The organism is Patulibacter sp. NPDC049589, from assembly GCF_040675535.1.
GTDB lineage: Bacteria > Actinomycetota > Thermoleophilia > Solirubrobacterales > Solirubrobacteraceae > Patulibacter.
Genome location: NZ_JBFAPC010000044.1, coordinates 16,149 through 36,749, shown reverse-complemented (window position 1 = coordinate 36,749; position 20,601 = coordinate 16,149). Strand labels below are relative to the sequence as shown.

Sequence of the window (20,601 nt, the reverse complement as noted above, 5' to 3'; positions counted from 1 at the left end):
GCGCGTGGGCCCGTCGGGCCCACGCGCCCCGGCGAGCGGGCGCCTCAGTTCATGCCGAGCGGCCCGCGCGAGGCGCCCGCCAGGAACTGGTTGACGAACGCGTTCTCACTGTTGAACAGCTCGTCCGCCGGACCGGACTCCACGATCCGGCCCTTCCACACCACGTTGATGAACTGACTGACGCGCCGCGCGGTCATGATGTCGTGCGTGATCAGCGTGAACGCCGGCTTGTGCGGCCAGTGCTGCTCATCCGCCTGCTCCATCGTCTCCTGATGGATGTCCTGGATCAACTCGCCCAACAGCGCCGTACGCACCGGATCCAAACCCGAATCGGGCTCGTCGAACAACACGATCGACGGATCCAACACCAGCGCCCGCGCGAACCCCGCACGCTTGCGCATCCCGCCCGACAGCTCGTTGGGGAACTTGTCCCACGCATCACCGAGGCCGACCTCGTCCATCCGGCGATCGACGATCTCCAGGATGTCCTTGTCCGGCTTGTCCGTGTGCTGCCTGAGCGGGAACGCCACGTTGTCGCGGATGTTCATCGACCCGAACAGCGCACCGTCCTGGAACAGCACCCCGAACTTCTGACGCATCGCCAGCAGGTGATCGAGGCCCATCGACGGCACCGACTCGCCGTGCACCAGCACGTCGCCGTCGTCCGGGTACAGCAGCCCGACCATGTGCTTGATGCAGACCGACTTCCCCGTGCCCGACGGCCCGAGGATCATCGAGATCATGCCCTCCGGCAGGCCCATGTTCAGGCCCCGCAGGATCTTGTTGCGCCCGAACGCCTTGTGGGTCTCGATGAACTCGACGGCATCCGGACGACCCGTCGGACGACGGATCCCCGTATGCCACTGATACTCGTCGTCCGGGCTCGACGACGACGGCTCACGCACGACGCTCACGCTGCCCCGGCCCGCGTCACGGCCGGACGTCAGGCTCGTCAGCGGCGCTCGCTGCTCGGACGGGTCGTCGGCGGCGACGGGCTCCTCGTCGTCACGCGGCTCGCGCGCGAACGACGCCCCGCGGGGATCGCCGGCGTAGACGGGCTCGTTCTCCGGGAGGTCCAGCTCGGTGTCCCCCGTCGCGGGCTCCTCGTACGGGAGGCCGGACGGGCCCGTCGACGCGGCGGCCTCGCGGCGCGGCTCGTCGGGGTCCACGAACAGGCCCGTGGGGTCCGGGGAGCCGTCGGCGGCCTGCCCGTCGGCGGCGGCGCGGTCCTCGCGCGGGCCGCGATCCTCGCGCGGGCCGCGGTCCTCGGCGGACTCGTTGGCGTCCTTGCGACGCCGGGGAATGAACGGCATGGACTTCCTAGCCTCCGATGGGGGCACGTGGGTTGGCGCCCCAGAACAGCTGCGTCCCGAGCATGCCGATCAGGTGCACCATGATGAGATTGACGACCATCGACTTCGCGGTCGCGGTACCGACCCCGACCGGACCACCGCTGGCGTTGTACCCGTAATAGCAGCCGACGAGCACGATCACGGTGGCCATGGACATCGCCTTGATCAGGCTGTACAGCAGGTCCGGCGGGTTCTGGAACATCCAGAAGATCAGGAGGTATCCGCCGGACGACACGTCGCCCACCTGCTCGACGACGGTCAGGTAGCTGGCGAAGAAGCCGGCGCCGATCGCGGCGACGTACATGAACGGCAGCACGAGCCACGAGGCCAGGAGGCGCGTCGCGCAGAGGAAGAGGACGGAGTCGAAGCCCATGACCTCGAGGGCGTCGATCTCCTCGGAGATCCGCATCGAGCCGAGCTCGGCGACGATGCCGGTGCCGACCTTCGCGGCCATCATGTAGCCGAAGGCGTACGGGACGAGCTCGCGCAGGTCGCACCAGGCGGCGAACACGCCGGCGTACGCCGGGGAGCCGATCGACCGGGTGAAGTACGCGCCCTCGAGCCCGCACTGCAGGCCGATGATGAAGACGAGGCCCCAGATGACGACCGTCGAGCTGGTGATCAGCACACCGGCTTGGCGCAGGCCCTCCCCCAGGAACCGCAGGACCCGGAGCGAGTAGACCTGCCCCATGATCTTCGCGGAGAACTTCGCGCCCTCGCCGACGTTGGCGAGGATCTCCTTGGGCTGCTCGAGCCAGGCGCTCATCGCGCGACCCCCGTCGTGACGGGCCGTCCGGCCACGCCGGTCACTTGATCACCAGCATCTCGGGGTTGGTGGCCAGGAGCGTCTGCGTGAACACGTAGTTGAACGCGAAGATCCCGAGGAAGGCGATCACGACCGCCTGGTTGACCGCTCTGCCGACGCCCTCTGCGCCGCCCTTCGCGGTCATGCCCTTGTACGAGCAGACCACCGCGATGATGGCGCCGAACAACGTGCATTTGAGGAACGACCCCCAGAGGTCCGTCGTCGACGCGTTGCCGAAGAACGTCGCCCAGAACGGCCCGAGCGGCGCGCCGTTGACGAGCGTCGCGACGACGCCGCCGAAGATGCCGAAGATCAGCGCGTAGACGTCGAACAGGCCCGTGACGATCATCAGCGCGAGGAAGCGCGGGACGACGAGGCTCTTGACCGGGTCGACGCCGAGGACCTGGAGGGCGTCGAGCTCCTCGCGGATCTTGCGGGCGCCGAGGTCCGCGGTGATCGCGGTGCCGGCCACGCCGGCGAGCACGACCGCCGTCACGAACGGCGCGAACTCGCGGATCGAGGCCAGGACGAAGAAGCCGCCGAGGCGGTCCAGGGCGCCGAACAGCACGAGGAAGTTCGCGGCCTGCAGGCCCGGCGCGCCGAAGCCGAAGGCGATCGTCGAGACCAGCAGCGGGAACCAGCAGAGCCGGAGTGCGAAGAGGAATTGATGGACGAACTCGTCGCCGTAGGAGTACGGCGGCCGGACGGCGGAGACGATCGTCTTGCCCGCCAGGATCATCATGTCGCCGACCTCTTCCAATGCCCCCTTGGCGGGGTCGAAGAGGCGATCGGAGACGGTGCGGACCATGAAGTGTTCCTGCCTGTCGCGCGGGGCACGAGTGGACGGCCTGCAGCCTACGCCATGGCCCTACTGTGTGCCAGCGCCCACACGAAACATCAGTGGTGGCGGGCGATCCAGGGTGACGCCTCCGCCAGGTTTCGTTCGTGTTCTGTTTGTGACCCTCGGTCCGAAATGGCGCGCCGGAGCGTCCTGAGGCTTCGTTTCGGGCCGCTCCGCTGTGTTAGCCTGCCCGCGCGATGACGGCCTCTTCACCGACCACCCGCACGAGGCCGACCCTCCCGATCCGCTCGGCGGTCTCGGGCGTCGCGCTCGTCGCCTGCGTCGCGGGCCTGAGCGCGTGCGGCGGCGGGGACGGCGACGTCAAGGACGCGTCCGACGGCCGGCCGTTCGCGATCACCGCCACCGCGCGCTTCGCCAAGAGCCAGCGCCTGGCGAACGTCGAGACGCTGCGGATCACGGTCAAGAACGAGGACTCCCGCCCGCTCCCCGACGTCGCCATCGTCCTCGGCGGCCTCAACCGCTCGATCCCGGTCGCCGACAACGGCGCCGGCCGGGTCGCGGACCCGCGGCGCCCCGTGTGGATCGTCGACGTGCCGCCCGCCGGCGCCACCACGGCCTACGCCGGCACCTGGGCGCTCGGCTCGCTGCCGGCCGGGGCCACGAAGACCTTCACCTGGCGGCTGACGCCGACCGTCGCCGGCCGGCACACCGTCCGCTGGCGCGCCGCCGCCGCGCTGGACGAGGACGGCCCGGTCCGCGCGTCATCCGGCGGCACCACCAGCGGCACCCTGCCGGTCCGCGTCTCCAGCGAGTAGCGCGTGGGGCGGCCGCGTGCCGCCCCGCCCCGCCCTCTGCGGACCCACCCGCCGGTCCGCCGCCCCGGGCGCCCGCCCGCCTGCCCGACCACAACCGTCGTCCCCGAACGACGACGGGCGCCGCCGGGATTCGGCGACGCCCGAGGCGACGTGCTGGTGGGGCGGGCCGTGGGGCCCGCCCCGTGCCGCGGCTACTTCGGCGGCAGGTCGTCCGTCGAGTGCGCCTGCAGCGTCTCGCTGCCGGCCTCGCCCGTGCGGATGCGGTACGACTCGTCGACCGGCACGAGGAACACCTTGCCGTCCCCGACCGCGCCCGTGCGGGCGTGCTTGAGGATCGTGTCGACGATCGTCTGCACGTCGCCGTCCTCGACGACGCACTCGATCTTGAGCTTCGGGCGGAGGTAGTTCGTCAGCTCCGCGCCGCGGTAGCGCTCGGTGATGCCCTTCTGGCGGCCGGAGCCCTTGACCTCGCTCACCGACAGGCTCGGGAAGCCGAGGTCGAGGAGCTCACCACGGATCGGCTCGAAGGCCTCGTGGCGGACGTATGCGACGACCATCTTCATGCGGGGATCTCCTTGCTGGGCGTCCCGATCGACGGCGTGGCGGCGTACTGGGCGCCGACGAGCTCCGCCTCGGGGATGAACTGCTCAGGGTATCCGTACATGCCGTGCTCGGCGATGTCGAGGCCGGCGACCTCGTCCTCCTCGCTGACGCGGATCCCGATCGTCTTCTTGATGATCCAGAAGGTCGCGAACGAGAGGACGAACACGAAGACGAAGGTGATCACCACGACGCAGGCCTGGACCGCCAGCTGGTCGATGCCGCCGCCGGTGAACAGGCCACCGTTCGGGTTGCCGCCCAGGGCGTTGTACTTGGCGAGGTCCGGCGAGAGGAACAGGCCGACCGAGAGCGTGCCCCAGATGCCGGCCATGCCGTGCGCGGAGGTCGCGCCGACCGGGTCGTCGATGCCGATCTTGTCGATGAACAGGACGCCGAAGACGACGATGACGCCGGCGACGATGCCGATGATCGGCGCGGCCCAGATGTTCACGTAGCCGGCGGGCGCCGTGATGGCGACCAGGCCGGCGATCGCGCCGTTGCCGAGCATGCCGACGTCGAACTTGCGGGTGACCGCGTAGATCGAGATGCCGGCGCCGACGACGCCGAAGCCGGCGGCGACGTTCGTGACCGCGATGACGTGAGCGAAGAAGCCGCCGTCGGTGTTCAGCGAGGACGTGCCGTTGAAGCCGAACCAGCCGAGCCACAGGACGATGACGCCGAGGCCGAAGATCGGCATCGAGTGGCCCGGGATGGCGCGCGGCTTGCCGTCGGGGCCGTACTTGCCCTTGCGCGGCCCGAGCACGATCGCCGCGGCGAACGCGGCGGTGGCGCCACAGAGGTGGACGACCCCGGAGCCGGCGTAGTCGAGGGCACCGGCGGCGTCGCCGATGGTCAGGCCGCTGTCGCCGCCGAAGATCCCGACGCCCGACCACGTCGCGTGGGCGACGAGCGGGTAGATGATGACCATGAAGACGATGCCGAAGATCGGGTAGACCACGAACTTGATGCGCTCGAGGGTCGATCCCCAGACGATCGCCAGCGCGACGGCCGCGAAGGTGAACTGGAAGAAGAAGAACGGGAAGCCGCTGGCGTCTGGCTTGCCGGGCTCGGTGAAGTCGAGGTGGTAGAAGAGGTCACCGCCGCCGATGATCTTGTGCGCGTCGGAGCCGAAGGCGAAGCTGTAGCCGACCGCCCACCAGACGATCGCCGCGACCGCGAGGTTCACGATGATCTTGGCGATGCCCGCGCCGACGTTCTTGCCGCGCGAGAAGCCGACCTCGAGGCCGAGGAACCCGACCTGCATGAAGAAGACCAGGCAGGCGCCCAGGATCAGCCAGAGGTAGTTCAGCTCGTTGACGACCCCGAGGAGGTCGGCGGGGATCTTGCTGGCGTCGGCGCCGGTGTACCCGTTGTCCGGCGGGTAGAGCGCGAACGACGCGGCCGGCATGGCGATCGCGGCGGTGAGCACCGAGATGATCGCGGCGATACCGAGGCGCTTGCGCGATGGCATCGTCCAGTTCGCCGGTGTGCGCAGCAGCGGGCTGCGCGTGTTGGTGGGATCGCTCGGCGCGTCTGTGGCGCGTTGCGACCGTAGGGTCCAGGACATCCGTGAGTTCTCCTTGATCGGGCTCGGCACAGCGTCGCGGGCGAGCCCTTCTGCACGGCTGGACGGTTGGCGAAAGCCTCGATGTGCAGATGCTCCACATCGGCGGGCCCCATCCGCCGCGTCTACCGGACGAACCGCCCTCTTGGACATCGGGATAAGGTCTGGCCCACCCAGTCGGACCTAGTGTCGCCGCTGGTCAGTGCGCGCCGGATCACCGTTTCCCGCGCGTACGACGACGGTCACCGACCCCGAGGAGTACCCGCAGCTCATGACCCATCCCCGCCAGAGGAACGTCTCCGCCGCACGGTGGAACGCCGACGATGTCGCATTCGGCATCGACGACCTCACCCGCCCGCAGAACCAGGTCTTCGGGGTCGACGTCTTCAGCCCCGCGGTCCAGCGCCAGCGGCTTCCGAAGGACGTCTACAAGCGCCTGCAGCGCACCCTCGAGCGCGGCGAGGCCCTCGACGTGACGCTCGCGGACGCCGTCGCCTCGGCGATGCGGGACTGGGCGCTGGAGAAGGGCGCGAGCCACTACACCCACTGGTTCCAGCCGCTCACCGGGCACACGGCGGAGAAGCACGACTCGTTCTTCAACCCGACGGGTGACGGCGGCGCGATCGCGGACTTCTCCGGCAAGGAGCTGATCCAGGCCGAGCCGGACGCCTCGTCCTTCCCCAACGGCGGCATCCGCTCGACGTTCGAGGCCCGCGGGTACACCGCCTGGGACCCGACGTCGCCGGCGTTCATCCTCGAGAACCCCAACGGCGCGCTGCTCTGCATCCCGACGGCGTTCACGTCGTGGACCGGCGAGGCGCTGGACACGAAGATCCCGCTGCTGCGTTCGATGGACGTGCTGTCGCGCTCCGCGATCCACGCACTGGAGACGCTCGGCGACCACGACCCGCAGCGCGTCCAGACGTCGATCGGCGCCGAGCAGGAGTACTTCCTGATCGACGAGCAGTACTACTACGAGCGCCCCGACCTGCAGATCACGGGCCGCACGCTGTTCGGCACGAAGCCGCCGAAGGGCCACGAGCTCGACGACCACTACTTCGGCTCGATCCCCGAGCGCGTCCTGGCGTACATGATGGAGGCCGAGCGCACGCTCGAGAAGCTCGGCGTGCCGGTCAAGACCCGCCACAACGAGGTCGCGCCGGGCCAGTACGAGCTCGCGCCGCTGTACGAGTCGTCGAACGTCGCCGCCGACCACCAGCACCTGGTCATGCAGATCATGGCGCAGACGGCCACCCGCTACGGGCTCGTCTGTCTGCTCCACGAGAAGCCGTTCTCGGGCGTCAACGGCTCGGGCAAGCACAACAACTGGTCGATGAGCACCGACCTGGGCGGCAACCTGCTCGACCCGGGCGACACGCCGCACGGCAACCTCATCTTCCTGTTCTTCTGCTCGGCGGTCATCCAGGCCGTCGACAAGCACGCCGGCCTGCTGCGGGCGACCGCCGCGAACGTCGGCCAGGACCACCGCCTCGGCGCCAACGAGGCCCCGCCGGCGATCATCTCGATGTTCCTGGGCTCCGAGCTCGAGGCGATCTTCGAGGCCATCGAGGCCGGCGAGGGCGACCCGTCCGCCCCGGGCTCGTTCCTCGGCATGGGCACCCCGGTGCTGCCGCCGCTGCCGCGCCACGGCGGCGACCGCAACCGCACCTCGCCGTTCGCGTTCACCGGCAACAAGTTCGAGTTCCGCGCCCTGGGCTCGTCCCAGTCGCTCGGCCTGACGAACACGGTGCTGAACACGATGACCGCCGAGGCCATCGACGAGCTCACCGACCGCCTGAAGACGAAGCTGGAGGCCGGCACGGAGCTGGCGGCCGCGGTCACGGAGATCACGGCCGAGATCTACAAGGCCCACAAGCGCGTCGTCTTCGGCGGCAACGGCTACTCCGACGAGTGGCAGGTCGAGGCCGAGAAGCGCGGGCTGCTGAACCACCGCACGACGCCCGACGCGCTGCCCGAGCTCGTCTCGCCGGAGTCGATCGCGCTGTTCGAGAAGTACGAGGTCCTCTCGGAGCGCGAGCTCGAGGCCCGCTACGACGTCCTCGTCGAGCAGTACAGCGCGAAGCTGAACATCGAGGCCGAGACGGCCGCGTCGATCGCCCGCACGCTGATCCTGCCCGCCGGTGTGGCGCAGCTCGGTCGCCTCCAGGCCGTCGGCCTGGACGCCCAGGCCGCCGAGGTCAAGGGCCTGGTCGACACGCTCTACACCGAGATCCTCGCGCTGGAGAAGCTCAACGCGACGGAGGGCGAGCTGGACGACATCGACCACGCGAAGTTCCTCCGCGACGAGGTCATCCCCGCCATGGACGCCGTGCGCGTCACCGCGGACCAGCTCGAGAAGATCGTCCCCGACGACCTGTGGCCCCTGCCGCACTACTCGGAGATGCTCTTCATCAAGTAGCACCTCCCCGCCGGCGCTCGTCGCCGGCGCCGCAGGACCCGAGGGCCCCGCCGACGCGGGGCCCTCGTCGTTCGTCCGGGGCACGCTCCCGTCGGGACCGTGTGCGAGGGTGGCCCGGATGCCCCGGCCGCTCGTCCTGCTCGCCTGCGCGGTGGTGGTCGTGTGCCTCGTCGGCCCCGCGCTTTGGGGCACCGCGGGTGGCTCCGACGGATCCGGGGTCCCCGGGTCGAGGACGACGGCCTCGGCCGCCCCGCCGGTCGTCCAGCCGCCCGTTACCGAGGACCGCAAGACCCGTCTGGCGCTGAAGCGTCTCCTGCTCGACAGCGGCGTCCCGCGGCCGACGGCCCGGCGGGTGGTGCGCGACGCGGCCTGGGGCGCGTTCGCCGTCCGGCGGCGCGGGCCCGGCAACAGCCGGGTCGGCGGCCCGGGAGTGCTGCCGGAGGGCGTGCGGTGGCCGGTCAGCCGCGGGCGGCCGCTGAGCTTCGTGGGGGCCGTCGACCTCTCGGAGCTGCCCGACTTCGCCGACCGGCGGCTGCTGCCCGCCCGGGGCACGCTGACGTTCTTCGCGGCGGTCGAGGACCTCTTCGAGCCCGAGTCCGGCAACCGGCCCGGAGCGCGGCTGCGGGTGTTCTACCGCGGCGCCCGCACCCGGCTGGTGCCGGCGCGGCGGCCGCGACCGACCGCCAAGCCGTCGCGGGACGCCTTCCCGGAGGACGGGGTGCTCCCCTCGGTCCCGATCGCCCTGAGGCCGCGGCTGATGCCGACCCTCGACGTCGGGACGTACGCCGAGCCGCCGCTGAAGGTCACGGAGGCCGTCTCCCGGCGCTACGACCGTGCGACGAGCACGTGGGCCCGGCGCTCGGGGGCACCGGGGTACGGCGGCGTCGGCACGACCCAGGTCCTCGGGATCCCGGAGGGCGCGCAGGGCGACCCGCGCGAGCCGGGCGAGGTCGCGCTGCTGACGGTCATCCCCTACGAGCTGGGCGGCAATTTCCTCGACGGCGGCAGCATCGTCTTCACGATGCGGCGCTCCGACCTGCGCGCGCGGCGCTGGAGCCGGATCTCGGTGGTCCCCGACAGCGGCTGATCGGTCGCGCCGGTCGCGCCGCACGGGCCGGCGCGCGCGTCGTCACCACGTCCGCGCGCGCCGCGGTGGCGCCCCGGGACCGGCGGGGTCGGACGACGCCGCGGTCGTCACGCGCGGCACGGGCTCGTCACGGAGTGGTCACACGACGTCGCGGGATCGGCACGACGATCGGCGGGTCCCATCCCCCAGCAGGAAGGCCCCGATGCGCTCCCCCGGCATCCGCCGCCCCACCCTCGCCGCCCTGGCGGCCCTCGCGACCCTGACGGTCGTCCTCCCCTCCCCCGCGTCCGCCGACAGCGCCTCGCTGCGCACGGCGGTCGCCGACCTCCCCGGCGCCGCCGAGAGCCGCACCGGCTACGAGCGCACGAAGTTCAAGCTCTGGGTCGACGCCGACCACGACGGCTGCGACACGCGCCGCGAGGTCCTGATCGCCGAGGCCACGACGGCGCCGACCGTCGGCAGCGGCTGCTCGCTGGCTGCGGGCCGCTGGCGCTCGCCGTACGACGACGCCACCTGGACGGACATCGCCGACCTCGACATCGACCACGTCGTCCCGCTCGCGGAGGCCTGGGACTCCGGTGCATCGGCGTGGACCGCCGCGGAGCGCGAGTCGTACGCGAACGACCTCGGCGACCCGCGGACCCTGATCGCGGTCACCGACAACGTCAACCAGGCCAAGGGCGACCAGGACCCGGCCGAGTGGGAGCCGCCTCTGGCCTCCTACCGCTGCACCTACGTGAAGGACTGGGTCGCGGTGAAGCTGCGCTGGGCCCTGAAGGTCGACGACGCCGAGCGGACGGCGCTCGCGTCCCGGGCGGCGAGCTGCCCGGCGACGACGGTGACCTGGGCGCCGGCGGGCTGAGCCGCCACGCCGCGGGGCGCCGGTCCGCGACGCGGCCGGGCCGGCATCCCGCTCACGGATGCCCGGCCCCGAGGGACCCGGTCCCCGACGGCCCCGGCCTCGCCGGGAGCCGCTCACCGGGGCAGCGGCGCCGGCGCCGGCGCGCCGTGGATCGCGCCGTGCCAGACCGCCACCAGCGCCTCGACGACGTCCCCCGCGGGCGCCGGCGACTCGCCGGCGAACGCCGCGTAGAGGACCCGCTCGTTCATGAGGTTCAGCGCCGCGGCGAGATCGTGGGCGGGCACGCCCGGGGGCGCCGAGCCGCGGGCCCGCTCGGCCTCGATGACCGCCGCCGTCTCGGCCACCCAACCGTCCATCACGCGGGACCACTGGGCGCGGATCTCGGGGCTCGACGCGCGGGCGTCGGCGGCGGCGAGCGTGACCGCGCGGTGTGCGCGGAAGGTCTCGTGGAACGCCGCGATCGCCGCGCGGTAGGCGCCGGGCGAGGCCTCCGTCACGCCCGCCAGCGCCGCGGTGCGCCGCGCCCCGGCCTCGGCGGCGACGCGGTCCAGGAGGCTCAGGAGCACGGCCTCCTTCGACGCGAAGTAGAAGTAGAACGAGGACCGCGAGATCCCGGCCGCCCGGGCGAGGTCATCGACGGAGACCTCGTGCAGCGGGCGCTCCTCCAGCAGCCGCTCGGCCCCCTCGAGGATCGCGCGCTCGCGGTCGTCGCCGTTCATCCGCGGGGCGCGGCGGCGCCCCTGCGACGCGCCGGCGGACGGGGCCGGCGGGCGCGGGGCGGCGGGGCCGGACGCCGTCGCGGACGCGGCGTCGGCGGTCGGGCTGCTGGTCGGCTCCACCGCTTCAGGGTAGCGCAGGGTGCCGCGTTGTCGACGCACTGTTGACGAAATCGACGCGGTGTCTATACCCTCGGTAGGAACGAGCCGCCGACCGGCCGGACGACCACGTCCGACCGGCGACCCCGGCCACCGCCCCCGACCCACCGCCCGACCGCATGAGCCACGAACACCTGGACGTCCTGATCATCGGCGCCGGCCTCTCCGGCATCGGCGCCGCCCACCACCTGCAGGAGCAGCACCCGCACCGGTCCTTCGCGCTCCTGGAGTCCCGGGAGTCTCTGGGCGGCACGTGGGACCTGTTCCGCTACCCGGGCGTCCGCTCGGACTCCGACATGCACACGCTGGGGTTCGGCTTCCGGCCGTGGAAGGAGGCCAAGGCGATCGCCGACGGCCCCTCGATCCTGGCCTACCTGCAGGACACCGCCGCGGAGTACGGGATCGACCGGAAGATCCGCTACGGACGTCGGGTGGTGTCCGCGGACTGGTCCACCGCCGACTCCCGCTGGACCGTCCAGGTCGACCACGTCGGCGGCGGCGAGCGCGAGACGCTGACCTGCTCGTTCCTGCTGGGCTGCACCGGCTATTACCGCTACGACGAGGGCTTCACGCCCGTGTTCCCCGGCCGCGAGCGCTTCGGCGGCGAGATCGTCCACCCGCAGCACTGGCCCGAGGACCTCGACTACGCCGGCAAGCGCGTCGTCGTGATCGGCAGCGGCGCGACGGCCGTGACCCTCGTGCCCGCGATGGCCACCGACGCCGCGCACGTCACGATGCTGCAGCGATCGCCGACCTGGATCGCGTCGCTCCCGTCGGTCGACCCGTTCGCCGAGCGGGCCAAGCGCTTCCTGCCTGACGCCGCCGCGTTCCCGCTCACCCGCTGGAAGAACGTGATGCAGCAGCTCGGCGTGTTCCAGCTGAGCAACCGCCACCCGAAGGTCGTCAAGCGGTTCCTCCGCGGCATCCTCGAGCGGCACCTGCCCGACGGCTACGACATCGACCGGCACTTCACGCCGACCTACGACCCGTGGGACCAGCGGCTCTGCCTCGTCCCGGACGGCGACCTCTTCCGGGCGATCCGCCACGGCGACGCCGAGATCGTCACGGACCACATCGAGACGTTCACGGAGACCGGGCTGCGGCTGCGCAGCGGCGCCGAGCTCGACGCCGACGTCGTCGTCACCGCCACCGGCCTGAACCTGCTGATGCTCGGCGGGGTCACGCTCGCGGTCGACGGCACGGACGTCGACGTTCCGGAGGCCATGACCTACAAGGGCATGATGCTCGAGGGCGTGCCGAACTTCGCGTTCGCGATCGGCTACACCAACGCGTCCTGGACGCTCAAGGCGGACCTCACCGGCGAGTACGTCGGCCGGCTCCTGAAGCACATGGACGAGCACGGGTTCGCGCAGGCCACGCCGGTCAACGACGACCCCACCGTACAGCAGGTGCCGCTCCTGGACTTCGACGCCGGCTACGTCCTGCGGTCCGTCGACCAGCTCCCGCGGTCCGGCACCAAGGGCCCGTGGAAGATGCGGATGAACTACCTCTACGACGCCTTCGCGCTGCGCTTCGGCACGGTCGAGGACGAGGCGATGAAGTTCACGAGCCCGCCCGTGGCGTCGGCGTCGCCCGCCGGTACCGAGGGCCGCGAGGCCGCCGCGCCCACGCCCGTCTGACGAGCACGGGGCCGCGGGGCGGGGCGTCCCCGCGCCGCCCGCCGGCCCCGGCGGCCGGCCCCCGCTCCGCCCCGGGTGGCCGTCCGGGCGACCACCGAAGTTCACCCGGGGTGGACCTGGTCCGGACCCTGCCGCGGGGCCCTCCGGGCTGGGATGCTTACGCGGTGAACACGGACGTGGGTCGCCCAGCGGCGGAGGACGCGCCCGGCGGCGGCCGGCGCAGCAGATCGCCCTCGCTCCGCCGGTTGCTCAGCGGCCTGCTGGGGACGCTCGCCCTGCTGGTGGTCGCGCTGATCCTCGTCGCGTCGATGCAGCTGCAGGGCGCGAGCGACCAGACCTCGGCGGAGAACCGCCGGACGCGCTCGTTCGTGCTCGCCGACGGGGTCCGGCAGAGCTCCAACGACCTGACGAACATGATCCGGCTCTACGTCGCCAGCGGCGAGACCCGGTACCGCGAGTACTACGACCAGATCCTCGCGATCCGCGCCGGCCAGGCCCCGCGCCCCCGCGACTACGACAGCGCCTTCTGGGACCGCGTGCTCGCCTCCGGCGACGGGTTCGTCCGCTACGGGCGCCCGCAGTCCCTGACGTCGCTGCTGCGCGCCGCGCGCTTCGCACCCGCCGAGTTCCAGGCCCTGCAGGCCTCGCTCGCGGCGTCCAACGGGCTCGCGAAGGTCGAGCGGAGCGTCCTGCTGCGGGTCGGCCGCCGGATCGCCCAGGGCGTGGACCGGACGTACTGGTCGGACGTGCAGCGCGAGTACGCGCGGCTGATCGACCCGGCGTACCTGCGGGCCAAAGGCCGGATCATGCAGTCGATCCGCACGTTCCAGGCGCTCGTCGCGGCGCGGACGCTGGCGGACGTCGACCGGGCCCGCGACCACAACCGGCGGCTCGTCGTGGTCGAGATCGCGATCCTCGCCGCCATCCTGCTCGTCGGGATCGCGGCGCTCGTGGTCCTCTCGCGGTTCGTCCTGCGGCCGCTGAACCGGCTGATCGGCGCGACGCGGCGGATCGCCGGCGGCGACTACGCCCACCGGGCCGAGATCCGCTCCGTCTCGGACCTCGAGCGCGTCGCGGGCTCGTTCAACGCGATGGCGCTGGCGATCGAGACGGACGTCTCCGCCCGCGAGCAGGCCGAGCAGGAGGCCGTCGCCGCGCGCGAGGCCGCCGACCACGCCAACCGCGCGAAGTCGACGTTCCTCGCCGCGATGAGCCACGAGCTGCGGACCCCGATGATCGGCGTCACCGGGATGCTCGAGGTCCTCGCCCAGGGCGACCTCTCCCCCGCGCAGCGCCAGATGATCGCCACCGCCGACAGCTCGGCCCGATCGCTGCTGCAGATCGTCGGCGACATCCTCGACCTCTCGAAGATCGAGGCGGAGAAGCTCGAGCTGGCACCCGCGACGATCGACGTCCGCGGGGTCGTCGGGGCGGTCGTCGAGACGTTCGTGCACGCCGCGTCGTCGAAGGGACTGCTGCTGACCGGGGACTTCGAGGAGCGCCTCGCGCCCGCGCACGTCACCGACCCGCTCAGGCTGCGTCAGATCCTCGGCAACTTCCTCTCCAACGCCGTGAAGTTCACCGCCGTGGGCGGCATCGAGCTCCACGTCCGCGTCCTGGACGAGCGCCCCGACGCGCAGACCGTCGAGATCACGGTCAGCGACACCGGCATCGGGATCGACGCCGAGCAGCAGGCGCGGCTGTTCGCGGAGTTCGCACAGGCCGAGAGCTCGACGAGCCGGCGCTACGGCGGCACGGGCCTCGGCCTCGTCATCGCCAAGCGCCTCGCGGTCCTGATGGGCGGCGACGTGACGATGCAGAGCACGCCCGGCCGCGGCACGACGATGCGCCTGATCGTGCCCCTGCCGCTCGGCGACCCGGCCGAGGTCGAGGCGACGGAGGCCGGACCCGTCGCCGGCGCGCCGACGAGCCGGCCGCTGCCGACCCCCGAGGCGGCGCTCGAGGAGGGCAGCCTGCTGCTCCTCGTCGAGGACCACCCGGTCAACCGCACGGTGCTCGTCCACCAGCTGGAGACGATCGGGTTCCGCACCGAGACCGCGCAGGACGGCCGCGAGGGCCTCGAGCGCTTCCGCAGCGGCCGCTACGCGCTCGTCCTCACGGACCTGAACATGCCGCACGTCGACGGCTTCGAGCTCGCGCGCACGATCCGCGCCGAGGAGGCCGCGGACGACCACACGCCGATCATCGCCCTGACCGCCAGCGTCATGCAGGGCGAGCCCGAGCGCGCCCGGGACGCCGGGATGGACGACTTCGCCGCGAAGCCGACGACGATCCCGTTCCTCGCCGGCAAGCTGCGGCAGTGGCTGCCGGACCTGGACTGGACCGCGGCGCCCGACGACGGCCGCGACGGGACCCGGAGGTCCGGGGCCGCCGGTGATGCGCCCGTCGGCCCGGTCGACCCGAGCGTCCTGGAGGAGCTGACCGGCGGCGACGCGGAGCTGGCCGCCGACGTGCTCGCGGAGTTCCTCGCCACCACCCGCGACGACCTGGAGGCGCTGCGCGGCTTCGTCGACGGCCGCGCGGCGTCCGACGTGCGCGGGCGGGCCCACCGCGTCCGCGGCGCCGGCCGCGCGGTCGGGGCGCAGGGCCTGGCCGACGTCGCGCAGCAGCTCGAGAGCCTGGCGGCCCTCGGGTCCGGCGAGTGGGACCGCTACGAGGCCCTGCTCGCCGACTTGGAGCAGACGCTCGACGAGGTCGAGGCGGCCGTCGGGGGCTGACGACGCGGGGCCCCGGACGGGGCGAGCGCTTCTCCGCGGCGGTCCTGGTCCGCGCCGATCGTCGGCCGGGCCTCAGCCCGCCAGCACCACCGTGACGACGTCCCCGTCGCCGTCGACCGGCACCGTCGCGACGCCGTCCTCGTCGACCGCCACGCGGCCGGCCCCGGGCGCCGCCCCGTCCCCCCGCTGCAGCCGCGCCGCCAGCGGCTCCGATTCGTCCTCGTCGGTGACGCGGTGGGCCCAGACGCGCAGCTGCGCCGGGCGGCGGTCCGGGTTCCAGGCGGGCGTGAAGGTCGCGCGGCGCAGGCCCGCGAAGTCCGCGATCTCGCCCTCGGTGCCGCGCGCGTCGACGCGACGGCCGTCGGCGTAGTCCAGGACGACACCCGCGCTCGCGGGCCGGCCGGCGTCGAGGACGCGGAACGAGGCGATGCCGCGGTCCTCGTCGTGGCGCAGCTCGATCGTCGCCCGCCGCGCGAACGCGCCCCGCCGGCGCATGCTCGCGGTCATCACGAGCGCCAGGACCACGACCGCGAACGCCGCCACGCGCCGGGGCAGGTCGTCCCACAGGACCGCGCCGTGCAGCGCCACCGCGCCGACGGAGAAGACGTAGACGAGGACGAGCACCCAGCGCTGGGCGGGCACGCGGTAGCCCCAGCCCAGGAGCTCGCCGCCGTTGCGGGCCGCGGCGTTCAGCAGGACGGGGAAGACGCCGGCCAGCAGCGCGACGACGATCACCCCGAGGACGCTCAGGACGCCGGCGAGCGAGACCTCGCCCGCGAGCGACTGCCAGACCGCGCCGGCGAAGACCACCACGACCGGGGCGACGCCCGCCGCGACCCGGCCCCGGTCGCTGCTGAGCACCCGGCGCAGCCAGGCCCCGGCGGCACCAGCCCGGCCGTCGGCCAGCCGCGGGGACGCGGGCGCGGGCTCCTCCTCGCCGTCCTTCAGCGCGTCCCAGACCGCCGGCGAGAGCCGGCCGCCGCGGCGCCACCCGGCGCGCGCCGCGAAGCGCCGCTCGTTCCCGCGCGGCCGCTCGGCCAGCAGCCCGCGCCCGACGAGCCCGTCGAGCCGGGCCTCGGCGGCCGCCGCGTCGATCTCGGCGTGGGCGGCGACCTCGTCGATCCCGGCGTCGGGGCGGCGCATGATCCACGCGAGCGTCGTCGCCTCGTCCTCGGAGGACTCCAGCACGCCGGTCAGGCCGACCCCGGCGGTGTCCCACTCGCCCTCGTAGGCCAGGCGCATCCCGCTCGTCAGCTCGATCCGCGCCTCGTGCTCGGTGGCGGAGAGCACGGTCAGCGCCAGCTCGGCGCCGGCCGCCCCCAGGTCCTCCAGCGGCGCGCGGGCGAACGGCTCCCAGCGGCCGGACGCGGTGCCCTCGACCCCGCGCCCGGGCGTGCCGCGACCCGGGGGGACGTCGATCCGGAAGCGCGCGGACCCGCGGTCGAGGCCGACGTAGGTGAGGACCGCCCGGGTGCGGTCGCCGCGGCCACGGGACTCCAGCAGGATCCGCGCGCCGCGGCGGGGCAGGATCAGGACGCGCGGCCCGCGGGCGGGGAGGCGCTCCTGCACGAGGTAGAAGAGCGCCAGCCCGGAGTGGATCGACGCCATCCCCATGCCGAGGACGACGAGGATCCCGCCGAGCGCGAGGACCGCCGTGCCGGCCTCGTCCGAGAGCGGCGCCAGCGCGGTGCCGGCCTCGTCCGCCAGCGCGCCCGGCGACACCGCGCCGGTGACGGCGAGGACGAAGACGACGTAGAGGACGATCGCGGTCAGCTGGGCCGCGACGACGCCGCGCAGCAGCGACCCGCCGCTGGCGTCGCGGGCGAGCACGACGCGGGCGCAGTTGCTGACCGACAGGTGCCCGAAGTACGCGGTGAAGGTCACGCCGAAGACGAGCCCCAGCGAGGTGACGTCCGACCCACCCCCGTCGACGAACGGCAGCTCGACGTGCGACAGGTTGCCGGGGTCCAGGTGCGCGAACGCCAGGCCGCTGAGGACGAGGATCAGCAGGATGTTGATCGCGCCGACCACCAGCGCGGAGGTCACCGTCGCGTCGATCGACCCCCGCCGCAGGTACCAGAGCTCCACGGCGAACATCAGCACGACCCAGACGAGCTCGTGCACGCCGAACGCGCTCGTCAGCGTGCTGGAGACGCCGATGTAGTCGGCCTCCATCCCCAGCAGGCAGATCGCCACGAGGCCGACCGTCAGGACCACCGCCCCCGTCCGGCCGAGCAGGTCGGTGACGACCCGCCCCACGTAGGCGTCGCCGAAGCGCATCGTCCGCGTGCGGGTCAGCGCGTCGGCCATCAGCGCGACGGTGAGGACGTTGACGAGCCCGAGGACGACGAGGATGCCGACCGCCGGGAGCGGCCCGACCGCGGCCACGGCGATCGGCAGCGCCACGATCGTCGAGCCGACCGTCTCGGTCAGCGTCAGCGCGTAGGCGGTCCAGAACGGCGAGAGGCCCTCGACGCGGGTCGCGGTGCGGGCGCTCGCCCAGCGCAGGCGCTCGCGGGGCGTCGTCCGCGTGGCGTAGACGCTGTCGAGCGGCTGGTCGTAGAGCGCCAGGTGGGCGGCGGCCACCTGCGGGTCGTCGAGGCCGAGCGCCGCGCGGATCCCGGGGACCTCGCGCCGCGCCAGGCGGTAGCGCTCCCCCATCCGCCGGGCGAGCGCCGCCTGGACCCGCGGGTTGCGGGCCACCAGCGGCGCCCACTCCTCCGCGTGGCGCTCGAGGTCCTGCACCGTCGGGCGCCGGGGTGGTTCGCGGCCGAGCGCGAACGCCTCCACGTAGGCGAGCTCGCGGCGCTGTGCGGCCTCGCGACCGACGAGGCGCTGCATCGCCTGCCGGGAGCGCGCGACGAGGCGGGCCGTCCGGCTCTCGATCAGGAAGAGGACCGTGCCGGCGCGCTTGGCGGGCAGTCCGCCGAGCAGCCGGTCGCGGTCGAAGAGCTCGTCGAAGGCGTCGCCCGGCACGGGCGCGTCAGCCGACCACGCGCGCGGCGAGCGCGTCGTACATCGCGGCGACGGGGTGCTCGGGCTGGTCCAGCACGAACACCCCGCGGCTGGAGAACGCCATCAGGTCGTCGGAGTGCGGCAGCACGGCGGCGACCTCGCAGTCGTACGCGGACTCGACGCGGCGCTTGACGTCGGCGTGGTCGAAGACCGCGGGCGTCTTGTTGACGACGAGGAACATGCTGGGGACCTGGAGCTTGCGGGCGACGGAGACCGTCACGCTCGTGCCCTCGTAGTCCTGCTGGTCGGGGCGCAGCAGCACCGCGACGGTGTCCGACACCGCGATCGAGAGCAGCGTCTCCTCGTTGAGGCCCGGGTGGGTGTCCAGCAGCAGCAGGTCCAGGGACAGCGACGCGACCAGCGCGCCGATGCCCTCGTGCAGCAGCGAGACGTCGTAGCCGTCCTGCATGACGCGCGCGATGTCGCCCGCGTCGATGCTGGAGGGGACGAGGAACACCCGGCCGGGCAGCGTCGGGTCCAGCTGCTCGGTGACGTCGATCGCGGCGTCGGCGATCGCGCAGCGGCCCCACAGGTAGTCGTTGAGCGAGCGGGTGATCGACGCCTGGTCGACGCCGAGCAGGACGTGGATGCCCGGCGACTGGATGTCGGTATCGACCACCCCGACGCGCAGGCCCCGGCGGGCGGCGGCGACGGCGACGTTCGCGGTGGCGTTGGACTTGCCCGTCCCGCCCCGGAAGGAGTGGAAGGCGACGACGCGGCTCATCGGGCGCGGAGCTCCGCCGCGCGGCGCTGGAGGTCGCGGAAGTAGTCGGTGCCCGTGATCTGGGCCACCTGGCGCGCGGCCTTCGTCTCGTCGATCTCGATCTGCAACTGCCGCACCTCGCGCTTGAGCGCGGTCTCACGGGCGGCGACCTCGCCGGCCATGTGCTGGAAGACGCGCGCCAGGCCGCCGAGGGCGTCCTCGCGCACCGCGACCCCGTCGAGCGCCTCGGGGACGAAGGTGCCGGCCTCGACGGCGCCGGCGGCGGCGACGACGTGCCCGACCTGCTCGAGGTACTCGCGCTCGAGGTCGTGCAGGCGCTTGCGCGACAGCCCGGCCGTCATGCGGGCGCGGAGCAGCACGGGGCTGAACGGCTTGGGCAGGTAGTCGTCGGCGCCGAGCTCGATGCAGCGGACGATGCTGTCGGTCTCCTCGACGCTCGAGATCATGATCACCGGGAGGTGCCGCAGCCCGGCGTCGCCGCGGATCCGGGCGAGCACCTCGTAGCCGTCGAGCTCGGGCATCAGGACGTCGAGGAGGACGACGTCGAACGCGCGCTCCCGGAGCAGCGCCCAGCCCTCGAGGCCGTCGTTCGCCGTCGCCACGTCGTGGCCCTCGCGCTGGAGGTGGCTGGCGAGGAGCCGGCGGTTGATGGGGTCGTCGTCGACGACGAGCACCTGCGCCGGTGGTCCTTGCAAGGGCGCGACTCTAGACCCCGCCGGGGTGGTGTCAAGGCGTCACCCCGGGTGATTCACGGCGAAGACCGACGGCGTACGCGGCGGGCCGGCGGCGGCGCGCGACGCGGCCCGTCGATCGGCAGGATCGTCGGCCGTCGCCGAGGGTCTTCGCGGCTAGAGGTCGTGGACGACGAGCCCCGGGACGCGCTCGGCCAGGCGCTCCACGAGGACCCGGCGATGGCACACCGACGGGTCGGCCTCCAGGCACATCAGGACGGTCCGCGGGGTCCGTGGATCGGCGAGCTCGGCGGCCAGCGCGTCGAGCGCGTCGGCCGGCGCCTGCTCCTCCTCGACGTGCTGCTCCATGCGCGCGTGGCCGGCCGCGATCCGGCCCTGCTTGTAGTCGACGCGAATGTCCGCGGGGGTGCCGAGGTCGCGGCGGTGCTCGTACGCGATCCGGTGCTCGCCGAGCAGCAGCCCGAGCTTCGTCTTCGACATCCCCGCGCGCCGCGACTGGGCGCGGAAGCGGACGTCGATCAGGCGCTCGATCCCGGCGGCCTCCAGCTCCGCCACCAGGGCGTCGGGGAGCAGCTTCTCGTAGCCGACGGTCCAGATCTCGGGGGCCATCG

Annotated in this window: 16 protein-coding genes; 6 read left to right on the top strand and 10 right to left on the bottom strand. The window is 72.9% G+C overall.

Translation table 11 applies throughout. The features are described from left to right. Positions 1-44: 44 nt before the first annotated feature. The 3 genes from AB0L40_RS10665 to AB0L40_RS10655 are packed head-to-tail and all read right to left on the bottom strand — an operon-like array spanning position 45 to position 2,899. Complete coding sequence (locus tag AB0L40_RS10665) at positions 45-1,313, bottom strand: ATP-binding cassette domain-containing protein (protein WP_364353332.1); 1,269 nt, start codon at positions 1,311-1,313, stop codon at positions 45-47. Between the two features lie 7 nt (positions 1,314-1,320). After that, the gene (locus AB0L40_RS10660) at positions 1,321-2,118 is read right to left on the bottom strand and encodes an ABC transporter permease (RefSeq protein WP_364353329.1); all 798 of its coding nucleotides are present in this window, start codon (positions 2,116-2,118) and stop codon (positions 1,321-1,323) included. 40 nt (positions 2,119-2,158) lie between these two features. Next, entirely contained in the window at positions 2,159-2,899 is a 741-nt protein-coding gene (locus AB0L40_RS10655) for an ABC transporter permease (RefSeq protein WP_364353338.1), read from the bottom strand. A 296-nt stretch (positions 2,900-3,195) separates the two neighbouring features. On the opposite strand from AB0L40_RS10655, the gene AB0L40_RS10650 reads away from it, so the two are divergent. Beyond that, a complete protein-coding gene (locus tag AB0L40_RS10650) occupies positions 3,196-3,774 on the top strand; it encodes a hypothetical protein (RefSeq protein WP_364353326.1) in 579 nt (192 codons plus the stop codon). 191 nt (positions 3,775-3,965) lie between these two features. Here AB0L40_RS10650 and AB0L40_RS10645 read toward each other — a convergent pair whose 3' ends face one another. Both AB0L40_RS10645 and AB0L40_RS10640 read right to left on the bottom strand, forming a co-directional pair. Further along, entirely contained in the window at positions 3,966-4,337 is a 372-nt protein-coding gene (locus AB0L40_RS10645) for a P-II family nitrogen regulator (protein WP_364353323.1), read from the bottom strand. Beyond that, positions 4,334-5,941: an ammonium transporter gene (locus AB0L40_RS10640; protein WP_364353320.1), complete on the bottom strand. Its 1,608-nt coding sequence runs from the start codon at positions 5,939-5,941 to the stop codon at positions 4,334-4,336. Before AB0L40_RS10640 ends, AB0L40_RS10645 begins: the two co-directional genes overlap by 4 nt. 268 nt (positions 5,942-6,209) lie before the next feature. Between AB0L40_RS10640 and AB0L40_RS10635 the strand changes: the two genes are divergently transcribed. The 3 genes from AB0L40_RS10635 (at position 6,210) to AB0L40_RS10625 (ending at position 10,306) form a co-directional block, all read left to right on the top strand. Further along, positions 6,210-8,357, top strand: coding sequence for a glutamine synthetase III (locus tag AB0L40_RS10635; RefSeq protein ID WP_364353317.1), 2,148 nt, complete (start codon positions 6,210-6,212; stop codon positions 8,355-8,357). A gap of 118 nt (positions 8,358-8,475) precedes the next feature. Beyond that, a complete protein-coding gene (locus tag AB0L40_RS10630) occupies positions 8,476-9,444 on the top strand; it encodes a DUF1963 domain-containing protein (protein ID WP_364353314.1) in 969 nt (322 codons plus the stop codon). Positions 9,445-9,646: 202 nt separating this feature from the next. Further along, entirely contained in the window at positions 9,647-10,306 is a 660-nt protein-coding gene (locus AB0L40_RS10625; protein ID WP_364353311.1) for an HNH endonuclease family protein, read from the top strand. Positions 10,307-10,419: 113 nt separating this feature from the next. Here AB0L40_RS10625 and AB0L40_RS10620 read toward each other — a convergent pair whose 3' ends face one another. Continuing rightward, entirely contained in the window at positions 10,420-11,025 is a 606-nt protein-coding gene (locus AB0L40_RS10620; protein WP_364353335.1) for a TetR/AcrR family transcriptional regulator, read from the bottom strand. A gap of 275 nt (positions 11,026-11,300) precedes the next feature. Here AB0L40_RS10620 and AB0L40_RS10615 point away from each other — a divergent pair, with 275 nt between their 5' ends. Continuing rightward, positions 11,301-12,821: an NAD(P)/FAD-dependent oxidoreductase gene (locus AB0L40_RS10615; RefSeq protein ID WP_364353308.1), complete on the top strand. Its 1,521-nt coding sequence runs from the start codon at positions 11,301-11,303 to the stop codon at positions 12,819-12,821. 164 nt (positions 12,822-12,985) lie between these two features. Next, positions 12,986-15,559 carry an ATP-binding protein gene (locus AB0L40_RS10610; protein ID WP_364353305.1) on the top strand — a complete coding sequence of 858 codons (2,574 nt, stop codon included), beginning with the start codon at positions 12,986-12,988 and terminating at the stop codon, positions 15,557-15,559. A 72-nt stretch (positions 15,560-15,631) separates the two neighbouring features. Here the strand turns inward: AB0L40_RS10610 and AB0L40_RS10605 are convergent, their stop codons facing one another. The 4 genes from AB0L40_RS10605 to AB0L40_RS10590 form a co-directional block, all read right to left on the bottom strand. Beyond that, on the bottom strand, positions 15,632-18,535 hold the full coding sequence (locus tag AB0L40_RS10605) for a hypothetical protein (RefSeq protein WP_364353302.1): 2,904 nt from the start codon (positions 18,533-18,535) through the stop codon (positions 15,632-15,634). 7 nt (positions 18,536-18,542) lie between these two features. Continuing rightward, positions 18,543-19,298 (bottom strand): MinD/ParA family protein, encoded by a 756-nt coding sequence (locus tag AB0L40_RS10600; protein ID WP_364353299.1) that lies wholly within the window; start codon positions 19,296-19,298, stop codon positions 18,543-18,545. Continuing rightward, positions 19,295-19,993 carry a response regulator gene (locus AB0L40_RS10595; protein WP_364353296.1) on the bottom strand — a complete coding sequence of 233 codons (699 nt, stop codon included), beginning with the start codon at positions 19,991-19,993 and terminating at the stop codon, positions 19,295-19,297. Before AB0L40_RS10595 ends, AB0L40_RS10600 begins: the two co-directional genes overlap by 4 nt. A 153-nt stretch (positions 19,994-20,146) precedes the next feature. Beyond that, complete coding sequence (locus AB0L40_RS10590) at positions 20,147-20,599, bottom strand: DUF488 domain-containing protein (RefSeq protein ID WP_364353293.1); 453 nt, start codon at positions 20,597-20,599, stop codon at positions 20,147-20,149. Positions 20,600-20,601: the final 2 nt, after the last annotated feature.

Coding starts and splice junctions, on each gene's coding strand:
- AB0L40_RS10665 (WP_364353332.1), bottom strand. CDS start 1,313: ATGCCGTTCATTCCCCGGCGTCGCAAGGACGCCAACGAGTCCGCCGAG.
- AB0L40_RS10660 (WP_364353329.1), bottom strand. CDS start 2,118: ATGAGCGCCTGGCTCGAGCAGCCCAAGGAGATCCTCGCCAACGTCGGC.
- AB0L40_RS10655 (WP_364353338.1), bottom strand. CDS start 2,899: ATGATGATCCTGGCGGGCAAGACGATCGTCTCCGCCGTCCGGCCGCCG.
- AB0L40_RS10650 (WP_364353326.1), top strand. CDS start 3,196: ATGACGGCCTCTTCACCGACCACCCGCACGAGGCCGACCCTCCCGATC.
- AB0L40_RS10645 (WP_364353323.1), bottom strand. CDS start 4,337: ATGAAGATGGTCGTCGCATACGTCCGCCACGAGGCCTTCGAGCCGATC.
- AB0L40_RS10640 (WP_364353320.1), bottom strand. CDS start 5,941: ATGTCCTGGACCCTACGGTCGCAACGCGCCACAGACGCGCCGAGCGAT.
- AB0L40_RS10635 (WP_364353317.1), top strand. CDS start 6,210: ATGACCCATCCCCGCCAGAGGAACGTCTCCGCCGCACGGTGGAACGCC.
- AB0L40_RS10630 (WP_364353314.1), top strand. CDS start 8,476: ATGCCCCGGCCGCTCGTCCTGCTCGCCTGCGCGGTGGTGGTCGTGTGC.
- AB0L40_RS10625 (WP_364353311.1), top strand. CDS start 9,647: ATGCGCTCCCCCGGCATCCGCCGCCCCACCCTCGCCGCCCTGGCGGCC.
- AB0L40_RS10620 (WP_364353335.1), bottom strand. CDS start 11,025: ATGAACGGCGACGACCGCGAGCGCGCGATCCTCGAGGGGGCCGAGCGG.
- AB0L40_RS10615 (WP_364353308.1), top strand. CDS start 11,301: ATGAGCCACGAACACCTGGACGTCCTGATCATCGGCGCCGGCCTCTCC.
- AB0L40_RS10600 (WP_364353299.1), bottom strand. CDS start 19,298: ATGAGCCGCGTCGTCGCCTTCCACTCCTTCCGGGGCGGGACGGGCAAG.
- AB0L40_RS10590 (WP_364353293.1), bottom strand. CDS start 20,599: ATGGCCCCCGAGATCTGGACCGTCGGCTACGAGAAGCTGCTCCCCGAC.